Origin of the sequence: Psychromonas sp. CNPT3, from assembly GCF_000153405.2 — a bacterium.
Taxonomy (GTDB): domain Bacteria; phylum Pseudomonadota; class Gammaproteobacteria; order Enterobacterales; family Psychromonadaceae; genus Psychromonas.
The window spans coordinates 2,196,765-2,214,444 of record NC_020802.1 but is presented as its reverse complement, the minus strand read 5'-3'; the positions used below and the strand labels follow the sequence as shown (position 1 = coordinate 2,214,444).

Here is a 17,680-nt window from a genome sequence, read left to right as displayed (position 1 = left end):
AATAGATTACAAGGGTATAAATATGATTGGACGATTACGTGGCGTATTGTTAGAGAAGCAACCACCTGAAGTGTTATTAGATGTGTCGGGTGTTGGTTATGAGATCCAATTGCCTATGAGTTCTTTTTATCCTTTGCCTGAAGTCGGTCAGGAAGCTATCATCTATACACATTTTGTGGTCCGTGAAGATGCCCAACTTCTTTATGGTTTTGCCGATAAACATGAACGCGCTATGTTTCGTTTATTAATTAAAGTTAATGGTGTAGGCCCTAAATTAGCGTTAGCTATTTTATCTGGCATGTCGGCGAATGAATTTGTTGTTTGTATTAATAACGAAGCGGTAAGTCAATTGGTTAAATTACCCGGCGTCGGCAAAAAAACGGCGGAGCGTTTAGTGGTCGAAATGAAAGATCGCTTGAAAAATTGGGTGGGTACAGATTTATTGAGCCCGCAAGCCGAGTCAATGGATATGCAAAATGGTTTATCCAATACGTTATCAATAAACACGGCAAAAGATGAAGCGATCAGCGCGTTATTAGCATTAGGTTATAAGCCTGCCAGTGCTGAAAAATGTATTAGAAATGTTTATCAGGCAGGAATGGATTGTGAAGATCTTATCCGCAGTGCCCTTAAAAGTATGGTATAAAAATGATTGAAGAAGATCGCCTTATTTCAGCTGTTGAAAAAAATGACGATAGTTTTGTCGATCGTGCTATTCGCCCGAAATTACTGTCTGATTATGAAGGTCAACCACAAGTTAATACGCAGATGGAAATATTCATAGAAGCTGCGCGTCAACGTGGTGAGGCACTTGATCATTTACTCATATTTGGACCTCCTGGATTAGGAAAAACAACATTGGCGCACATTGTTGCCAATGAATTAAAAGTAAATATTAAAACAACATCGGGACCTATCTTAGAAAAAGCGGGTGATTTAGCCGCTTTGCTCACTAACCTTGAAGAAAATGATGTCTTATTCATTGATGAGATCCATCGTTTAAGCCCGGTAGTCGAAGAAATATTATATCCGGCAATGGAAGATTATCAGCTTGATATTATGATTGGCGAAGGTCCTGCCGCTCGCTCCATTAAATTAGATTTACCTGCCTTTACGCTTATTGGCGCGACCACACGAGCGGGCTCTTTAACCTCTCCATTACGTGATCGTTTTGGTATAGTGCAACGCCTTGAATATTATGAACTTATTCCTCTAACTAAAATAGTAATGCGCAGTAGTAAGCATTTTAACTTAAATTTAGACATGTCAGGTGCGACAGAAATTGCGAAACGTTCTCGTGGTACGCCACGTATTGCCAACCGTTTATTACGCCGTGTGCGTGATTATGCACAGGTAAAAAAAGAATCAATGATTAATGCTAATGTTGCGAATAAAGCGCTGGATATGCTAAATGTGGACGGCCAAGGTTTTGATTATATGGATAGAAAGCTATTACTCGCCATTTTAGATACTTTCCAAGGTGGCCCTGTTGGCTTGGATAACTTAGCAGCTGCCATTGGTGAAGAAAAAGAAACCATCGAAGATGTGCTTGAGCCATATCTGATTCAGCAAGGTTTTTTACAGCGCACTCCTCGCGGTCGTATTGCAACGTCCCGTACTTACCAACATTTTGGTTTTAGCACCCCTTAATTATTTAATCATCATTTATTATCTAAAATGCGTGATTAATATGTTACCTTACGCTTAAAGTAAAACGTACCTTTTATTTTACATGTCATTAGTATTATTAACATTTTAGATACCTACTCTTTTATAAATTTAACATTGCAGATGAAAAAGACATTGTTTTCACGGATTTAAGCATGTAAATAAGTGAAAATTAAAATTGATCTAGATCAGATTGAAGAGTATAAGTATGCTCCATATCGTCACAGCCCTATTGATGTTAAGCAATTGTTACATTACAAATGTAATTAGCAATCATTTAAGATGTTACGACTTTTTGGAGTGAAAAATGTTAAAAAAATGGTTGCCCAAAAAAGGGATCTTTTCTATTCCAATTATAAGGGAATTAGCCGTGATCCTCATCATTAAAGTGATGGTGCTTTTTACAATACAATATTTTTATTTTTCTGATCCCGTGCCTTTTAATGCAGATCATCTTTTTGGTGAAGTGCAACAGGTCAAAGATAAATAAAGCAAAACTAATTAATTTTTATAATTTTAGGAGAAAACAATGGATGATCTCGTTGATCTATCGCGCTTTCAATTTGCGATGACAGCCATGTATCACTTTTTATTCGTACCATTAACACTGGGTCTTGCTTGGATACTTGCCGTTATGGAATCATTATATGTGATGACAAATAAGCAAGTGTATAAAGACATGACACAATTTTGGGGAAAATTGTTTGGTATTAACTTCGCGCTAGGTGTTACAACTGGTTTAACGATGGAGTTTCAGTTCGGTACCAACTGGGCTTATTATTCACATTATGTGGGTGATGTTTTTGGTGCTCCACTTGCCATTGAAGGCATGATGGCATTCTTCTTAGAATCTACATTTGTTGGCTTATTTTTCTTTGGTTGGGATCGTTTAAGTAAATTGCAACATTTAACAGCGACTTGGCTTGTAGCAATTGGCTCAAGCATGTCTGCATTATGGATATTGATTGCCAATGCTTGGATGCAAAATCCAGTGGGCGCTGAGTTTAACTATGTGACTATGCGCATGGAGATGACAAGCTTTGTTGATTTAATTTTAAACCCGGTAGCACAAGTTAAATTTGTGCATACGGTTGCCAGTGGTTATGTCACCGGTGCAATGTTTGTTCTTGCAATCAGCTCTTATTATTTATTAAAAGGTCGCGATCTTAGTTTTGCTAAGCGTTCATTTTCTATTGCTGCAGCCTTTGGTTTAGCGGGTATTATTTCAACACTTATTTTAGGTGATGAAAGTGGTTATGAAGTCGGTGATGTGCAAAAAGCAAAATTAGCAGCGATTGAATCAGAATGGGAAACAGAAGAAGCCCCTGCATCTTTTACCTTGATAGGTATTCCAAATCAGGAAGAAAGACGCACTGATTACGCTGTAAAAATACCATATGCATTAGGTATTATTGCAACACGCTCTATTGATAAACAAGTCATTGGCTTAAAAGAGTTAATGGAAGGTCATGAAGTACGTATTCGTAGCGGTATGATAGCTTATGGCTTATTACAGCAACTGCGTGGAGGCGATACTTCTGATGCAACCGTTGCAGCCTTTGATAAAATCAAAGTGGATCTAGGCTATGGCTTACTCCTTAAAAAATATACTACAAATGTAGTCGATGCAACAGAAGAGCAAATTATGCTGGCCACTAAGAATAGTATTCCGGGTGTTGCTCCGATGTTCTTTGCTTTTCGTATTATGGTGGGTGCTGGGGTTGCATTATTAGGCATATTCTTATTCGCCTTTTACCAATCTGCACGTAACCGCGTCGGTCAAAATAAATTATTCCATCGTATTTGTTTATATGGTTTACCACTTCCTTGGATTGCGATTGAAGCGGGTTGGTTTGTTGCTGAATATGGCCGTCAACCGTGGGCAATTGCTGAAATATTACCGACACACATGGGCGTTTCAAGTGTGAGTAGCGAGCAAGTTTTATTTAGTATTATATCTATTGCTGCGTTTTACACTGTGTTGTTAGTGATTGAAATGTTCCTCATGTTTAAATTTTCACGTATGGGGCCAAGTAGCCTAAATACGGGGAAATATCATTTTGAACAGTTAAAAAACAAGACAGTTGACAACCACTAAGATAGGAGAAGATTATGTTTGATTATGAAACGTTACGAATGATCTGGTGGGTTTTGATCGGGGTTTTATTAATAGGCTTTGTGATCACAGATGGTTTTGATATGGGCGTCGGTACGTTACTGCCACTTATTACCAAAAAAGATGAAGAGCGTCGTATTATAATAAGCTCAATAGCGCCACATTGGGAGGGTAACCAAGTTTGGCTGGTTACTGGAGCTGCTGCTATTTTTGCAGCTTGGCCAACGGTTTATGCCACTGCATTTTCAGGTTTTTATCTGGCGATGATGTTAACGCTTTTTGCTTTGTTTTTCCGCCCAGTGGGTTTTGAATATCGCAGTAAGATTGAAGATCCTCGTTGGAGAAGTTCTTGGGATTGGGCCATTTTTGTGGGTAGTACGGTGCCACCGATTGTCTTTGGTGTTGCTTTTGCTAACTTATTAGAAGGCGTGCCTTTTGTCTTCAATGATTTTTTACAATCACAATATCAAGGTGGATTTTTAGATTTATTTGATCCCTTTACATTATTAGTGGGTGTATTTAGTTTGGTTTTATTTGTATTGCAAGGCTCTGCTTGGCTACAAATGAAAACAGAAGGGGATTTACGTAATCGTGCAAGACGTGTGACCTTGATCTTAGGTCCAGTCGCAACACTGCTTTTTGCTATTGCGGGTTTATGGGTCGCTTATGGTCTAGATGGTTACGTGATAACGTCAATGGTTGACTTTGGTGGGCCATCTAACCCAATGCTTAAAACAGTAGAGTTACAAGCGGGTGGTTGGTTGTTAAATTATGAGAATTACCCATTAACGATGCTTGCACCTGCTTTAGGCTTGTTGTTCCCGTTACTTGCATCGCTTGCGAGTAAATTTAATCGCAGTGGTTGGGCATTTTTCAGCACAAGTTTAATGCAAGTCTTTGTATTATCTACTTTTGCTGTCAGTACTTTCCCATTCATTTTATCATCAAGCATCGATCCTAATGTAAGTCTTACTGTTTGGGATGCAACGTCAAGTGAGTTAACGCTTAATATTATGGGCATAACCGCTGCTATATTTTTACCTATTATTCTTCTTTATACATGTTGGGGTTACTTCAAAATGTTTGGTCGTTTGGGTAAAGAATTTATGACTAAATCGAAGCAGTCAGCATATTAATTAGGAGAGTGTTATGTGGTATTTTGTATGGTTTTTAGGTGTGTTATTGGCGTGTGCCTTTGGTATTATTAATGGTTTATGGTTTGATCAAGTTGAAGATCAAGAAGCCAAAGATAAAGAAGCTAAAGAAAAAGAATTGCTAAACAGTGGCCAAAAAGAGGGGCAATAATGGATAAGGTTAATGCATGTATTGATTTTCTTCATCGCCCCTTTAAATTTGCGATCACTCGCTTAGTATCGATGACATTGGCACTTTTCCTCAGTGTGGTGTTGGTGGTTAATCCTGGACATATTGCGCAAAGTAGTGCGCAACTTGATCATGGTTATTTGAGTTTGTTAATGTTGGCATTGAGCGCAGCCTTTATCCATGGGATTGGTTTTAATCCGATTTTTTGGCTTTGGAAAATACTTTTTTCACCTTATTTTTCATGGACAATATTATTTGGTTTTATTATTTCTAGGATCACAATGTTGTAATTCTTAGTGCAATGATCGGCTGTATTTTAAAAAAGGGCTTATAAGCCCTTTTTTTTTGAGTGTAAAAAGAAGGGCTTTATTCGACAAAAATAAAGATTTATAGTAACGTATAAAAATAATTTTAATGATGGAAAAACAGCATGTTAATGTCGACCTTGGCGATCCGAGTTTATTATGAAGATACCGATGCTGGCGGTGTTGTTTATTATGCAAATTATTTAAAGTTTTTCGAGCGCGGTCGAACGGAGTGCCTGCGTGAGGTGAATATTGAGCAAGATGTACTCTTAGCTAAAAATATTGCCTTTATGGTTAAAAATGTAGAAATGAATATTACGAAGTCGGCACGGTTTAATCAATTATTAACGGTGCAAACTCAAATAGAAAGCCATCGTAAAGCGAGCTTGATCTTTTTGCAAAAAATATTTAATGCGCAAGGGGAACTTATTTGTGAAGCAAAGACTCTGATTGCGTGTGTTAATTTACAAAAAATGAAAGCCGTTGCGATCCCAACTGAAATGATAGAGGTTATATCCTGTGCAAGCTGAAATGTCTTTTTTAGGTTTATTTTTACAAGCAAGTCTGCTGGTAAAGTTTGTTATGTTGTTACTATTAGCAATGTCTGTTTACTCTTGGACGATAATTTTTTCAAGATCAAGAGTATTAAAAGCAGCCCATGAAGCATTAGAGCACTTTGAAAAACGCTTTTGGTCTGGTCATGATTTAAGCCGGTTATATCAAGAAACGGCTGCCCGTAGTGAACGTATTGGTGGTGGTGAAAAAATATTTTTTCAAGGATTTAAAGAGTTTTCGCGTTTGCATACCATGCCTGGGCGCAATGTTGATAGCGTGACAGAAGGGGCGCATCGGAGTATGCGCGTGGTTTTGTCACGTGAAGTTGAAGAGCTTGAAGAAGGGCTGTCAGCCTTAGCAACCATTGGTTCAATTAGCCCTTATATTGGTTTATTTGGTACTGTGTGGGGAATTATGAATGCCTTTATGGCCCTTGGACAAGTGCAACAAGCGTCACTTAACATGGTGGCGCCAGGTATTGCAGAAGCCTTAATTGCAACCGCAATGGGGCTTTTTGCTGCTATTCCTGCGGTAATGGCTTATAACCGTTATACCGCTAAGATGATGCGTTTAGAAACAGCATATATCAATCTAATGGAAGAATTTACCTCTATATTACATCGCCAAGCGATGAATGAAAGTGAGTAACTAAAATGCAATATCCTTATCGTAAAACGAGGCGTCGTATTGTTTCAGAAATCAATGTAGTTCCCTATATTGATGTGATGTTGGTGCTATTAATTATTTTTATGGCCACTGCAACCTCTGTAACGTTAGGCGTGAAAGTAGACTTGCCACAAGCCACGTCGCAGCCGCTCCCTGTTGATACTAAGCCTCCCTTGATTGCATCCATTGACAAACAAGGCTTATATTATTTAAGCACGGGCGCCAGTGCTGATAGTCCTCTTAATGAGGATGAATTACAGGCATTAGTGCGCCTTGAAATTAGACGTGATGCCAATGCACAATTTGTGGTAAAAGGTGATGGCGCAGTGCCTTATAAAAAAGTCATTGATTTAATGGTTTTATTACAAACGTCAGGTGTCGAATCTATTGGTTTAATGACCGAGCCTGACAATGAAAAATAATTTTAATAGTATTGCATTTATCAGCGCATTAGCACTGCACCTCATTGTTTTAGGGGTGCTTGTTATGGGGGCTGATATGTCATTATTTAAAGAAAAGCCAAAAGTGCCAAAGGTGATGATCCATGCGACGGTTATTAATCAAAAAGCGTTGACGGATCTAGCGCATCGAAAAGCAGAAAAAGTACGCGTTGAAAAGCACAGAAAGCAACAGATTGTCGCGGAAGAATTGCGTAAAAAACGAGAAAAAGAGCAGAAAGTAGCAAAAAAAATAGCCCAAGAAAAACGTAAAGTTGAAGAGGCTAAAAGAGAGAAAAAGCGTGTTTTAGATAAAAAGATGGCACAAGAAAAAGCAAAACGTGTTGCTGAAGTAAAGCGAGTAGCAGACGCTAAACGCGTCGCTGAAGTAAAACGCGTAGCAGAAGTTAAACGCGTAGCAGAAGTTAAACGCGTAGCAGAAGTTAAACGCGTGGAAGATGAAAAACGCGTGGCACAAGAGAAACGTTCTGCTAAATTAAAAGAGCAAAAACGTATTGCCAAACTCAAAGAAACACAACGTTTGGCTAAAATAAAAAAAATACAAAAAGAAGCCCGAGATATAAAAGAGCGCTTACGTCAGGCTGAATTAGATAAGGCGATGGAAGCAGAATTTGTCGATGCTTTTTCAGAGGCTCAAAACACTCAAAAATTAACAGAAACAGAAAAATATAAAAGTTTAATAAAAGATAAAATCAGTCGAAATTGGCAAATAGAGCCAAGCATGAAAGGTAAACGGTGCCGCCTAAATATTAGCTTAGCCCCTGATGGTTTAGTTATTAATGTGAAGGTGCTCTCAGGAGACGCTAAAGTGTGTCAATCGGCGCAACGTGCGACGTTAAAAGCAAGGACGTTACCTATTCCTAAAGATGCCTCAATAGCATCCCAATTTCGAAAGTTTAGTATCACTTTAGCCCCTGAATTATAAGGAATGATTGTATTATGTTATTACGTTTGTTAACGCCATTATTATTATTGTTGTGCTCGACGCAGGCCTTTGCGCGTTTAGACATCTTAATTACCGAAGGCGTCAATAGCGCAAGGCCCATCGCGGTGATCCCTTTTAAATGGTTAGGTACGGGCGAAAAGCCACAGGATATTGCGCGTATTATTGGCAATGATTTACGCAGTAGCGGTGTGTTTCGTCCTATTGCTATTGATAAAATGCCGTCAACACCGTCGCGTAGTGAAACCCTCGATTATGCGCTTTGGCATAAAATGGGCGTTGAGGCGATAGTGATGGGGGAAATAAAACCTGCATCAGAGCCGGGAAAGTACACAATTACCTATGAATTGTTAAATGTGCTCACCGGAAATATGAGCATAAAGGGGCTGAGCCCAGTATTAGAAAAACGCAGAAGTACATTATCTGCAACTCAATTTAGGCATTTTGCGCATCGTATTAGTGATGTTGTCTATGAGAAATTAACGGGTGAGCGTGGCGCATTTTTAACGCGTATTGCTTATATTGCGGTTGATCATAGGAGTTCTCATCCTTATCAATTACGCATTGCAGATTACGATGGTTATGCTGAAAAATTAATTTTACGCTCGAAGCAACCGATAATGTCGCCTGCTTGGTCTCCGGATGGTCGTAAATTAGTTTATGTGAGTTTTGAAAAGAAAAAATCACAAATATACATACAAGATATTTATACTCAAAAACGTGAATTAATGACCTCGTTTCCTCGTATAAACGGCGCACCAAGTTGGTCTCCGGATGGGAAAATGCTTTCTTTTGTATTATCAAAAGATGGGCAAGCGGAAATTTATACAATGAATGTAATGAGTAAAGCGTTAAAACGTATTACTCAGAATCGCGTTATTGATACAGAGCCCAGCTGGTCACCCGATGGTAAGTCTTTATTGTTTACATCCGAGCGTGGTGGGCGGCCTCAGATATATCAAGTTGATCTCTCATCTATGCAAACAAAACGCATGACATGGGAAGGAGATATGAATTTAGGTGGGACTATTACCCCTGATGGTGATAGTCTTGTCTTGGTGAGCCGTAGTAATGGACAGTATAAAATATCAGTACAAGATATTGCATCTGGCGAGTTAAGAACATTAACTAAAACACAACTAGATGAATCTCCTAGTGTTGCACCCAATGGTAGTATGATCATTTACAGCACGGTGTATCAAGGGCATAAAGGATTGGCATTAGTGTCAATGGATGGACGCTTTAAAGCAAATATCCCAGCAATAAATGGCGATGTAAAATCACCAGCATGGTCTCCATTTTTAAACTAAATATTTATAATATAAAAAACAACAAGGAATAAAAAATGAAAATCTCTATGATTTCAAAGAGTTTGTTAATCGCTCTACCAATGTTAGCGCTAGGTGCATGTAGTTCAAGTAGTGAGTCTGATGCAACATCTAACGAAACTAACAGTGCAGTTGTAAGTGCTGAAACAGTAGAAACAGCTGTTGTTGATGCAATGAATTTAACAGACGAAGAAAAATTAGCGAAAGCATATTCATACGCTATTTTAGAAACGACTATTCAATTTGATTATGACACTTCAGTATTAAAAGCGCGTTACACTAAAATTCTTGACGCACATGCTAAATTTCTTGTTGATCACCCAACTAAATTGTTAACAATTGAAGGCAACACCGATGAAAGAGGTACTCCAGAGTACAACATCGCTCTTGGTGAACGTCGTGCTATGTCTGTATCTACTTACTTAGAAAACATGGGCGTAACATCAAAACAAATTAGCATCGTAAGTTACGGCGAAGAAAAACCTGTTAACTTAGGTCATGATGCAGCAGCTCGCGCAGAAAATCGTCGTGCTGAATTAACTTACTAAGTTAATACAATGACCCCTATGAAAATTAAAGTAGCTATATTAGTAGCTACTTGTTTTTCTAGCTTTTCTTTTGCTATAGCGCCGGTAAGCGATGTCACGGGTTATAGCAGTCAGAACGCAATGGAAAAACAAATACAAGCGCTAACACGTTTACTTGAAACGCGTAATAAGATGCAGATCCGTTTTCAGCACCAATTAGATGAAATTTCGCGAGAAGTGAGTCAAATAAAAGGTAGCGTAGAAGTATTTGATCATAAAATGAATCAAATTGAAAATCGTCAGCGTAACCTGTATCAGCTCATTGAAGAAAATAAAACCGAAAAAGTGACACTTGCATTGAAAGAGTCAACATCTTCACTTCCTCCTAACGAGAAAGATGCATATCAAAAATCGGTTAATTTAGTCTTAGTAAATAAAGAATATAAACAAGCCATTGTTGCTTTTGATGAATTTATTACAACATATCCGAAATCTAATTATATTGCGAATGCGCAGTATTGGTTAGGGCAGTTGTTATATAAAGAAAAACAACGTGAAAAAGCACGCCAAGCTTTTTTAGTGGTGACACAGGAGCATTTAACGTCAAATAAACGCGCAGATGCACTTTTCAAAATTGGTATTATTGACGAGTACTTAGGAAAAAATGCGTCGGCTAAAATATTTTATCAAAAAGTCATACAGGAATATGCAGATTCATCGGCTGCAAAATTGGCAACGCAACGTTTAAATAGTTTGTAATATAAGCAATTTATTGAAAAAGTAGGTGTATTAGTTCACTTTTGTTTGTTTTATCTGCAAACAGAAAAAAAAGCACTAAATTTTGTTGCGCTATTTAATATATTGTATATCATACGCCGCAGTTGGAGCGAATGAGTAATGCATCTCATGTTGACCTTTAATAGATAAGATTCATGATGGGCCGTTAGCTCAGTTGGTAGAGCAGTGGACTTTTAATCCATTTGTCGAAGGTTCAAATCCTTCACGGCCCACCACTTTTATTTAAATGAAAGTGATGCATGAAAAGACTACAATCTAACTTGTCGAAATTAAGACCCTATAGATGGGCCGTTAGCTCAGTTGGTAGAGCAGTGGACTTTTAATCCATTTGTCGAAGGTTCAAATCCTTCACGGCCCACCACTTTTATTGTTTAAAAGTGTGCAGTAAAGACTGTCATGTAGTTTGTAAAAAATAAGACCCTATAGATGGGCCGTTAGCTCAGTTGGTAGAGCAGTGGACTTTTAATCCATTTGTCGAAGGTTCAAATCCTTCACGGCCCACCACTTTTATTGTTTAAAAGTGTGCAGTAAAGACTGTAACGTAGATTGTTAAATTAAGACCCTATAGATGGGCCGTTAGCTCAGTTGGTAGAGCAGTGGACTTTTAATCCATTTGTCGAAGGTTCAAATCCTTCACGGCCCACCACTTTTATTGTTTAAAAGTGTGCAGTAAAGACTGTAACGTAGATTGTTAAATTAAGACCCTATAGATGGGCCGTTAGCTCAGTTGGTAGAGCAGTGGACTTTTAATCCATTTGTCGAAGGTTCAAATCCTTCACGGCCCACCACTTTTTAATCAAAGGTGGATAGTAAAACTATAATATAGCGTATCAAAAGTAAGACCCTATAATGGGCCGTTAGCTCAGTTGGTAGAGCAGTGGACTTTTAATCCATTTGTCGAAGGTTCAAATCCTTCACGGCCCACCACTTTTACGTATCAGTAAATTTCAAATTGTAATACTGCCTATGAGCCTTTAGCTCAGATTATATAACAGTAGACTCTTATCCTTTTTTAAAAAGTTCAACCCTTTCATTGCTACCCGTATTATCAATAACATAGATGTTCTTCCTTTATATTCTTCTTATTATTATGTAGATTTACCCAAGATCATTATCGTTTTTATGTGCAAACGCGTATAATTAGGATCTTTTTTTTATAAGTAAAGAGACACAATGAGCACAATATTCTCCCTTGCTGGTTCTGCATACCCATTTCCACCGAAGCCTCGTGCGTTATCATTGCAAGATAAAGTGGACTATAAAGCTAAAATCAAAAAGCTATTAGTTGCTAAAGATGCTGTTTTAATTGCTCATTATTATACCGATCCTGAAATTCAAGCATTAGCTGAAGAGACGGGAGGCTATGTATCTGACTCTTTAGATATGGCGCGTTTTGGGCGTGATCATAGTGCTTCAACCATTATTGTAGCCGGTGTTAAATTTATGGGGGAGACGGCTAAGATATTAACTCCTAATAAGAAAATATTAATGCCAGCATTAGAGGCTACATGCTCGCTTGATGTGGGTTGCCCTGTTGATGAATTTAGTGCTTTTTGTGATCAACATCCAGATCGCATTGTGGTGGTTTATGCCAATACTTCGGCTGCTGTAAAAGCGCGTGCAGACTGGGTGGTAACGTCAAGTATCGCACTTGAAATCGTCGATCATTTAGACAGCCAAGGTAAAAAAATAATATGGGGACCCGATAGACATTTAGGTGGCTATATTGAAAAACAAACGGGTGCGGATATGTTGCTTTGGCAAGGTGACTGTATCGTTCATGATGAATTTAAAGCCAGTGCTTTACGTGATATGAAAGCCATTTATCCCGATGCCGCTATTTTAGTGCACCCTGAGTCGCCTGATAGTGTGGTAAAACTTGCCGATGCGGTCGGTTCAACCAGTCAATTAATTCATGCAGCTAAAACCTTACCGAATAAAACCTTGATCGTTGCAACTGACACCGGTATTTTTTATAAAATGCAACAAGTGTGTCCCGACAAAGAGATTTTAGCAGCCCCTACGGCCGGTAACGGCGCGACGTGTAAAAGCTGTGCTCATTGCCCTTGGATGGCGATGAACGGCTTAAAAGCGATATATGATGCGCTGATAGACAGTAATGGGCATGAAGTTGATGTTGATAAAGACATTGCCAAAGGTGCGCTCATTTCATTAAACCGTATGTTGGACTTTGCGACCGAGCAGCAACTTAAAACAAAAGGTAATGCTTAATAGCAAAGGCACTAAAAAAGTGATCTGTCTGGCTTGTTGAAATTATCCCTACCAGCGTGTTGAGTTTTGAAGTGAGAGCAACTATGTACTGCAACTTATGCATCGCGAGTGCTAATTTCCCTGCGTAAGACATGATCACTTAATGGATCCCATTGCTATCAGTTTGCTGGCGTTTATTGTGTATTTTGTAAAATATTTTAAAGAAGAGATTAAACATGTATTTTGCAGCATCAGCACAAAGACAACGTTTGAAATATACGCAAAGGTTGCAGTTAATTGGGAAATTGTCGCATTTGTTTTCAGATTCAACGACGCCTTATTTATATTATCGAATAGCAGAAAAAATCTATTGCGAATGTTTTGAGGCGGATGATCTTTCTAGGGGTGATGTTTCAAGTGATGCTGTTTTAACAGTTACGAATAAAAAAATAGGCATTGGTTTAAAAACTTTTTTGTTTAATAACGGCAAAACATATCAAAAAATAGCGGAGTTTAATCGCCAAAGAGGAGATTATAGTCATTATCCTTCTTTTGATCTGGTGAAAAAAGTAGCAGAGTTGAGAAATAATCGCTTAAATTTCACGTCGAGAGCTTATCAACTTGATGCTGCGATTTATCACTGTGTGGTACGTAAGGAAGGGGCTTTTCAAATTTTTGAAGAGCCAATGAATTTAATCGATATTAATAATATCTGTATTACGAAAGACAATAATAATATCATCAACTTTTCAGATGGATTGTCTGAGTATAAATTTAATATTAGTAAATCAACACTATACAAACGTTTTATAACCGAGACTGCGTTGCACTCGTTTGCGGTTGATATATTGATGCAACCTTTTGATTTTATCGATCCTGCTATCACTAATAAAAGCGAACATGCATTGTTAAAAAGCAATGCAGAACAGCGCATTGAAGATACGTTATACCTGCCGCTGTATGGTAGGAACAAAGAAGTACACTTGCGCAGTGGATTAAATCAATGGCACGCAAACGGAAGGAAAAGAGATATAAATGAAGCGTATATACCGGTACCTCGTTTAATACATAAGCTTAAACCGGATTTTTTCCCACAGGGAAATACGGCATTTTCTTTATTACTTCCCAATAATAAAATTTTACAATCTAAATTGTGCCAGCAGGGCAATAAAGCGCTAATGTCCCAGTCGAATAAAGCATTAGGTCAGTGGATATTAAGAGACATTTTAAATTTAAAAGAAGGCGATCTACTGACTTATGCGCACCTGCGCAGTATAGGAATAGATTCGGTGCGCATTGATAAATTCTATAACGGTACGTACTCAATTAACTTTTCTAAATTGGACTCTTATGAGTCATTTATTAAAGAATTAAAATAAATATAAAACATATGATTTTTAGGAAAATAATGAATTATAAAGTAGGCAGTTTATTTGCAGGTGTTGGAGGTGTTTGCCTCGGTTTTAAAAGTGCATTTAATGAGAAAGGCGGGTATCAACTTATTTGGGCAAATGAGCTTGATGAGCAGGCGATAAAAACATATCGATGTAATTTTGAGCATAATATGATCCCCGGTGATATTGAAAAAATAGTCAAGCCGGAAAGAGCAAAAGCAGATGGCGAAGAGGCCTTGTTTGCACAAAAGAAAATGCAAATGTTGGCGCAACCTATCGATGTGTTAACGGCGGGGTTCCCTTGCCAAGCGTTTAGTATTGCGGGTTCGCGTAAAGGCTTCGATGATCATCGAGGTAATCTTTTTTACAGTATTATTGACTTGGTAAATGATCTCGGCAAAGTTGCTTATAAACCTCGGATTTTATTTTTAGAAAATGTTAAAAATCTACGATCGCATGATCAAGGGCGAACGTATCAAGTGATCAAATCTGAAATTGAAAACGCCGGATATATTGTAAAAGATGCGACATTAAATACTAAAACATATACCACTTTGCCTCAAAATAGAGAGCGTATGTTTATTGTGTGTTTTTTAAAGCAAAGTGATGCTGATAAATTTACACTTTTTGAACAATTAGAAAGCATTAAGATAAAATCATCAGATGATCAGCGCCGGACAAATATTGCACGTGTACTTGATTTACATAAAAGCAAAGAAGAATTAAACGCGTATTATTATACGCCTGAGAAGTACCCGCATTATTTTATCAATAAAGCGCAATATGCAGCACTTTCTGAGGATAAACGCAAAAAAGAGCGCATTCATATTGGCGAAGAAATAGATACCGAATTTGAGTTTTATCAATTGCGTCGCGGTATGTATGTGCGTAAAAACACCCAAGGTATTTGCCCTACACTGACCGCTAATATGGGCACAGGAGGGCATAATGTACCTTTGATCAAGGTTGCCGATGGTGTGCGTAAATTAACGCCTAGCGAGACGTTTAAATTACAAGGCTTTCCTATTTCTGACGGCTATGTTTTACCGGAGAATATGTCTAATGGGCACCTTTATAAACAAGCGGGAAACTCAGTTTCGGTGGATTTGATCCGCTTAATTGCTAACGCTTTGCTCGATGTGCTACAAGCAGATTAGCAGTGTATTGAAATAATCGGTATAATGATTTTTTACTTTAATAACTTAACGATTGAGAATTTATGATCACAAATGATGTTTTACGACGTGTACGTTATGCGTTACAACTAAACGATAAAAAGATGTTAGGCATTTTTGCTTCTGTTGATAATGCAATTGATGAAAAATACCTACACAGCATCATCGCAAAAGAAGGCGAAGAGAACTTTGTTTTTTGTCGTGATAGTTTGTTATCTCTTTTTTTAGATGGATTAATCGATGAGAAACGCGGTAAAAAAGAAGGCTCAAGTCCAGTGATTTTATCGGCTAAAGCCATTTTGTCGAATAATGATATTTTACGAAAATTACGTATCGCATTAAATTTCAAAGAGCAGGATATGTTAGATGCATTGGAATCTGCGGAGTTTCCTGTTTCTAAATCTGAATTATCGGCTTTATTCCGTAAGAGAGATCATCGCAATTATAAAGAGTGTGGCGATCAACTGTTACGTAACTTCTTAAATGGGATAACTAAACGTTTTCGTGGTACTACGCCAAGCGAATAAGTGATTGGAAAAATAAAACCGAGATAAATCTCGGTTTTATTTTTTAAATATCCGTCTTTTCTTTAAATTCAATTTATATCCACCAAAAATCAATTAACCTAGTGGGTGAGTGAGTGAAGGCTATTGCTTGATAGGCTTTAGCTTATTTAGGTCATCAAAAATCCATTACAAAAAAACACCATTTTGTAAAAGTAAGGGGTTTAAGAAAATATTTAAGGTCTTTTTAACCCGAAATCCTTTACAAAAACAACCCGCATATACTCGTGTTTACAGATGTTCTCATAGTGTTGTTGCTGAGTAATATTAATCACAATATTACAGCTTTTTAAGGCGCAAAGGGGCACAAAGCGAGATAGGAAATAAACTTACAATATATCGAAAGTCAAGATTAAATACCTAAACCTCACCCCATATTCTAATTGGTAGATGAATTTTATTGATTGCATGTATGACCTTTACTAGTGAATCATTTGAGCCGAGTAAAGGTCACGGTAATCGCAAGAAAGTCACACCAAATAAAGTTTATACGTTTTTATTGATTCGATTATCTGCGAGTATAGGGTTAGCCTTTGGGGTGTTGATGAATTCCCACACTTCTTTATTAATGTAACCTGCTATGTTTTCTTTAGAAATTGAAGTGAATAAAAAAGAAACGTCATCACTAAATTTTTCGACAAGTTTATTTGTTAATGCATTATCAAATAGATGGCTGTGATTATCCATTACAATTAAAATGGTAAATGGCATTACACCATACCAATTAAGTACTTCTGGTAATGTGCTTAAAAAATCTTGGATTTTTGCTCTGGTTACATTTCCACTTTTAGAAGCGAAAGACAGCATGTACATATTCATGAGAGTTCCCCTTGGGTAGCTTGTTGAGGGGTGTTAGGTAATTCTTGTTGTTCTTTTTGCATAATAATCGGGTTAACTATTTGTTCTAACGATATGGTAGATATTTGAATACCACCACACTTTTCTTGCATTAAGTTTAAGGATTCATGTTTTAGTTGGTAATCTTCAGATTGTAATTTTTCTGGCTTGAATAATGCAAAGAAGCAAAACCCTAAACATGTAACTACCATAGGAACCATACCTGCATAAATGAGAACATTTACTAGCTCGGTATCTTTAAAGACGAAAGCAGTGCCAAAGAAAATTGGTGATGCTATTCCAGTTAGCCATAGCAAAGGGTTCAATGCACTTTTGACATGTAGCTTTTGTGCTGCTGATTGTGACTGTTGACCAAACTTTTCAAGCACTAAATATATCCTATTGAAGGGCTGATGTTCCATTCTACTATAAGGTGTAAAGGGATAGAAGAGTAGATTATAACTGGTTGATCTACTTGTAGGCATTAGGGACTGAGAAAGTTTAATAACGTTGGTCCTGTAAATAATACTTCCCTAACTCGCTAGGGGGCGTTTGCGAGTTAGCTTCCTAGGGCGAAAAAGGGCACAAAGCGACTTAGAATGTTTGTTCTATTTATCGGTTGTAGTAGCCTATTTATGCTGATTTTCTCTCAATAGAGAGCGTAATAGCAAAAGGCAAGATCTGATACCAAAAATTCGCTGGTGTATTTCCTCGTATCAGCCTACCCGCTGAAATCTAATGTACCTGCAAAGCAAGAAATTACTTTGGCATGTTAAATGTTCGCCTTTGAAATCATATATCCCCTCTTTTTTG

Annotated in this window: 20 protein-coding genes and 6 tRNA genes; 24 read left to right on the top strand and 2 right to left on the bottom strand. The window is 37.7% G+C overall.

All coding sequences use genetic code 11. From position 1 onward, the window contains the following. Positions 1–22 precede the first annotated feature (22 nt). From ruvA to PCNPT3_RS09635, 24 genes are all read left to right on the top strand, one after another. Positions 23–646, top strand: coding sequence for a Holliday junction branch migration protein RuvA (gene ruvA, locus PCNPT3_RS09750; RefSeq protein ID WP_015465700.1), 624 nt, complete (start codon positions 23–25; stop codon positions 644–646). A 2-nt stretch (positions 647–648) separates the two neighbouring features. Then, positions 649–1,650, top strand: a complete 1,002-nt coding sequence (gene ruvB / locus PCNPT3_RS09745; protein ID WP_015465699.1) for a Holliday junction branch migration DNA helicase RuvB — start codon at positions 649–651, stop codon at positions 1,648–1,650. A gap of 325 nt (positions 1,651–1,975) precedes the next feature. Continuing rightward, positions 1,976–2,158 (top strand): cytochrome oxidase putative small subunit CydP, encoded by a 183-nt coding sequence (gene cydP, locus PCNPT3_RS09740; protein WP_015465698.1) that lies wholly within the window; start codon positions 1,976–1,978, stop codon positions 2,156–2,158. A 39-nt stretch (positions 2,159–2,197) separates the two neighbouring features. Then, a complete protein-coding gene (locus PCNPT3_RS09735; protein ID WP_015465697.1) occupies positions 2,198–3,766 on the top strand; it encodes a cytochrome ubiquinol oxidase subunit I in 1,569 nt (522 codons plus the stop codon). A 14-nt stretch (positions 3,767–3,780) separates the two neighbouring features. Beyond that, on the top strand, positions 3,781–4,920 hold the full coding sequence (cydB, locus tag PCNPT3_RS09730; protein ID WP_015465696.1) for a cytochrome d ubiquinol oxidase subunit II: 1,140 nt from the start codon (positions 3,781–3,783) through the stop codon (positions 4,918–4,920). 13 nt (positions 4,921–4,933) lie between these two features. After that, a complete protein-coding gene (gene cydX / locus PCNPT3_RS09725; protein WP_015465695.1) occupies positions 4,934–5,089 on the top strand; it encodes a cytochrome bd-I oxidase subunit CydX in 156 nt (51 codons plus the stop codon). Continuing rightward, the gene (locus PCNPT3_RS09720) at positions 5,089–5,397 is read left to right on the top strand and encodes a cyd operon YbgE family protein (protein WP_015465694.1); all 309 of its coding nucleotides are present in this window, start codon (positions 5,089–5,091) and stop codon (positions 5,395–5,397) included. Before cydX ends, PCNPT3_RS09720 begins: the two co-directional genes overlap by 1 nt. Positions 5,398–5,537: 140 nt before the next feature. Beyond that, a complete protein-coding gene (gene ybgC / locus PCNPT3_RS09715; protein ID WP_015465693.1) occupies positions 5,538–5,942 on the top strand; it encodes a tol-pal system-associated acyl-CoA thioesterase in 405 nt (134 codons plus the stop codon). Continuing rightward, positions 5,932–6,615 (top strand): protein TolQ, encoded by a 684-nt coding sequence (gene tolQ / locus PCNPT3_RS09710; protein ID WP_015465692.1) that lies wholly within the window; start codon positions 5,932–5,934, stop codon positions 6,613–6,615. The genes ybgC and tolQ overlap by 11 nt, the downstream gene beginning before the upstream one ends. Before the next feature lie 5 nt (positions 6,616–6,620). Next, positions 6,621–7,055, top strand: a complete 435-nt coding sequence (gene tolR, locus PCNPT3_RS09705; protein WP_015465691.1) for a protein TolR — start codon at positions 6,621–6,623, stop codon at positions 7,053–7,055. Then, positions 7,045–8,016, top strand: a complete 972-nt coding sequence (tolA, locus tag PCNPT3_RS09700; protein WP_015465690.1) for a cell envelope integrity protein TolA — start codon at positions 7,045–7,047, stop codon at positions 8,014–8,016. Before tolR ends, tolA begins: the two co-directional genes overlap by 11 nt. Before the next feature lie 14 nt (positions 8,017–8,030). Then, a complete protein-coding gene (gene tolB / locus PCNPT3_RS09695; RefSeq protein WP_015465689.1) occupies positions 8,031–9,344 on the top strand; it encodes a Tol-Pal system beta propeller repeat protein TolB in 1,314 nt (437 codons plus the stop codon). 35 nt (positions 9,345–9,379) lie between these two features. Further along, positions 9,380–9,910 carry a peptidoglycan-associated lipoprotein Pal gene (gene pal / locus PCNPT3_RS09690; RefSeq protein WP_015465688.1) on the top strand — a complete coding sequence of 177 codons (531 nt, stop codon included), beginning with the start codon at positions 9,380–9,382 and terminating at the stop codon, positions 9,908–9,910. Positions 9,911–9,928: 18 nt separating this feature from the next. Further along, the gene (gene ybgF, locus PCNPT3_RS09685) at positions 9,929–10,648 is read left to right on the top strand and encodes a tol-pal system protein YbgF (RefSeq protein WP_232207358.1); all 720 of its coding nucleotides are present in this window, start codon (positions 9,929–9,931) and stop codon (positions 10,646–10,648) included. 178 nt (positions 10,649–10,826) lie between these two features. Continuing rightward, positions 10,827–10,902, top strand: a tRNA-Lys gene (locus tag PCNPT3_RS09680). Between the two features lie 70 nt (positions 10,903–10,972). Further along, positions 10,973–11,048: transfer RNA gene (locus PCNPT3_RS09675), tRNA-Lys, on the top strand. Positions 11,049–11,115: 67 nt separating this feature from the next. Beyond that, positions 11,116–11,191: transfer RNA gene (locus PCNPT3_RS09670), tRNA-Lys, on the top strand. A gap of 66 nt (positions 11,192–11,257) precedes the next feature. Continuing rightward, positions 11,258–11,333, top strand: a tRNA-Lys gene (locus PCNPT3_RS09665). Between the two features lie 66 nt (positions 11,334–11,399). Beyond that, positions 11,400–11,475, top strand: a tRNA-Lys gene (locus PCNPT3_RS09660). 63 nt (positions 11,476–11,538) lie between these two features. Beyond that, positions 11,539–11,614 (top strand) — tRNA-Lys (locus PCNPT3_RS09655). Positions 11,615–11,860: 246 nt separating this feature from the next. Then, positions 11,861–12,919 (top strand): quinolinate synthase NadA, encoded by a 1,059-nt coding sequence (nadA, locus tag PCNPT3_RS09650; RefSeq protein WP_015465686.1) that lies wholly within the window; start codon positions 11,861–11,863, stop codon positions 12,917–12,919. Positions 12,920–13,134: 215 nt separating this feature from the next. Next, positions 13,135–14,277: a restriction endonuclease PLD domain-containing protein gene (locus tag PCNPT3_RS09645; RefSeq protein ID WP_015465685.1), complete on the top strand. Its 1,143-nt coding sequence runs from the start codon at positions 13,135–13,137 to the stop codon at positions 14,275–14,277. Positions 14,278–14,306: 29 nt separating this feature from the next. After that, complete coding sequence (locus tag PCNPT3_RS09640) at positions 14,307–15,449, top strand: DNA cytosine methyltransferase (protein ID WP_015465684.1); 1,143 nt, start codon at positions 14,307–14,309, stop codon at positions 15,447–15,449. A 62-nt stretch (positions 15,450–15,511) separates the two neighbouring features. Beyond that, complete coding sequence (locus PCNPT3_RS09635) at positions 15,512–15,994, top strand: DUF1456 family protein (protein ID WP_015465683.1); 483 nt, start codon at positions 15,512–15,514, stop codon at positions 15,992–15,994. A gap of 522 nt (positions 15,995–16,516) precedes the next feature. On the opposite strand, the gene PCNPT3_RS09630 is transcribed toward PCNPT3_RS09635, so the two are convergent. Further along, complete coding sequence (locus PCNPT3_RS09630; RefSeq protein ID WP_015465682.1) at positions 16,517–16,849, bottom strand: hypothetical protein; 333 nt, start codon at positions 16,847–16,849, stop codon at positions 16,517–16,519. After that, complete coding sequence (locus tag PCNPT3_RS09625; RefSeq protein ID WP_015465681.1) at positions 16,846–17,256, bottom strand: hypothetical protein; 411 nt, start codon at positions 17,254–17,256, stop codon at positions 16,846–16,848. Before PCNPT3_RS09625 ends, PCNPT3_RS09630 begins: the two co-directional genes overlap by 4 nt. Positions 17,257–17,680: the final 424 nt, after the last annotated feature.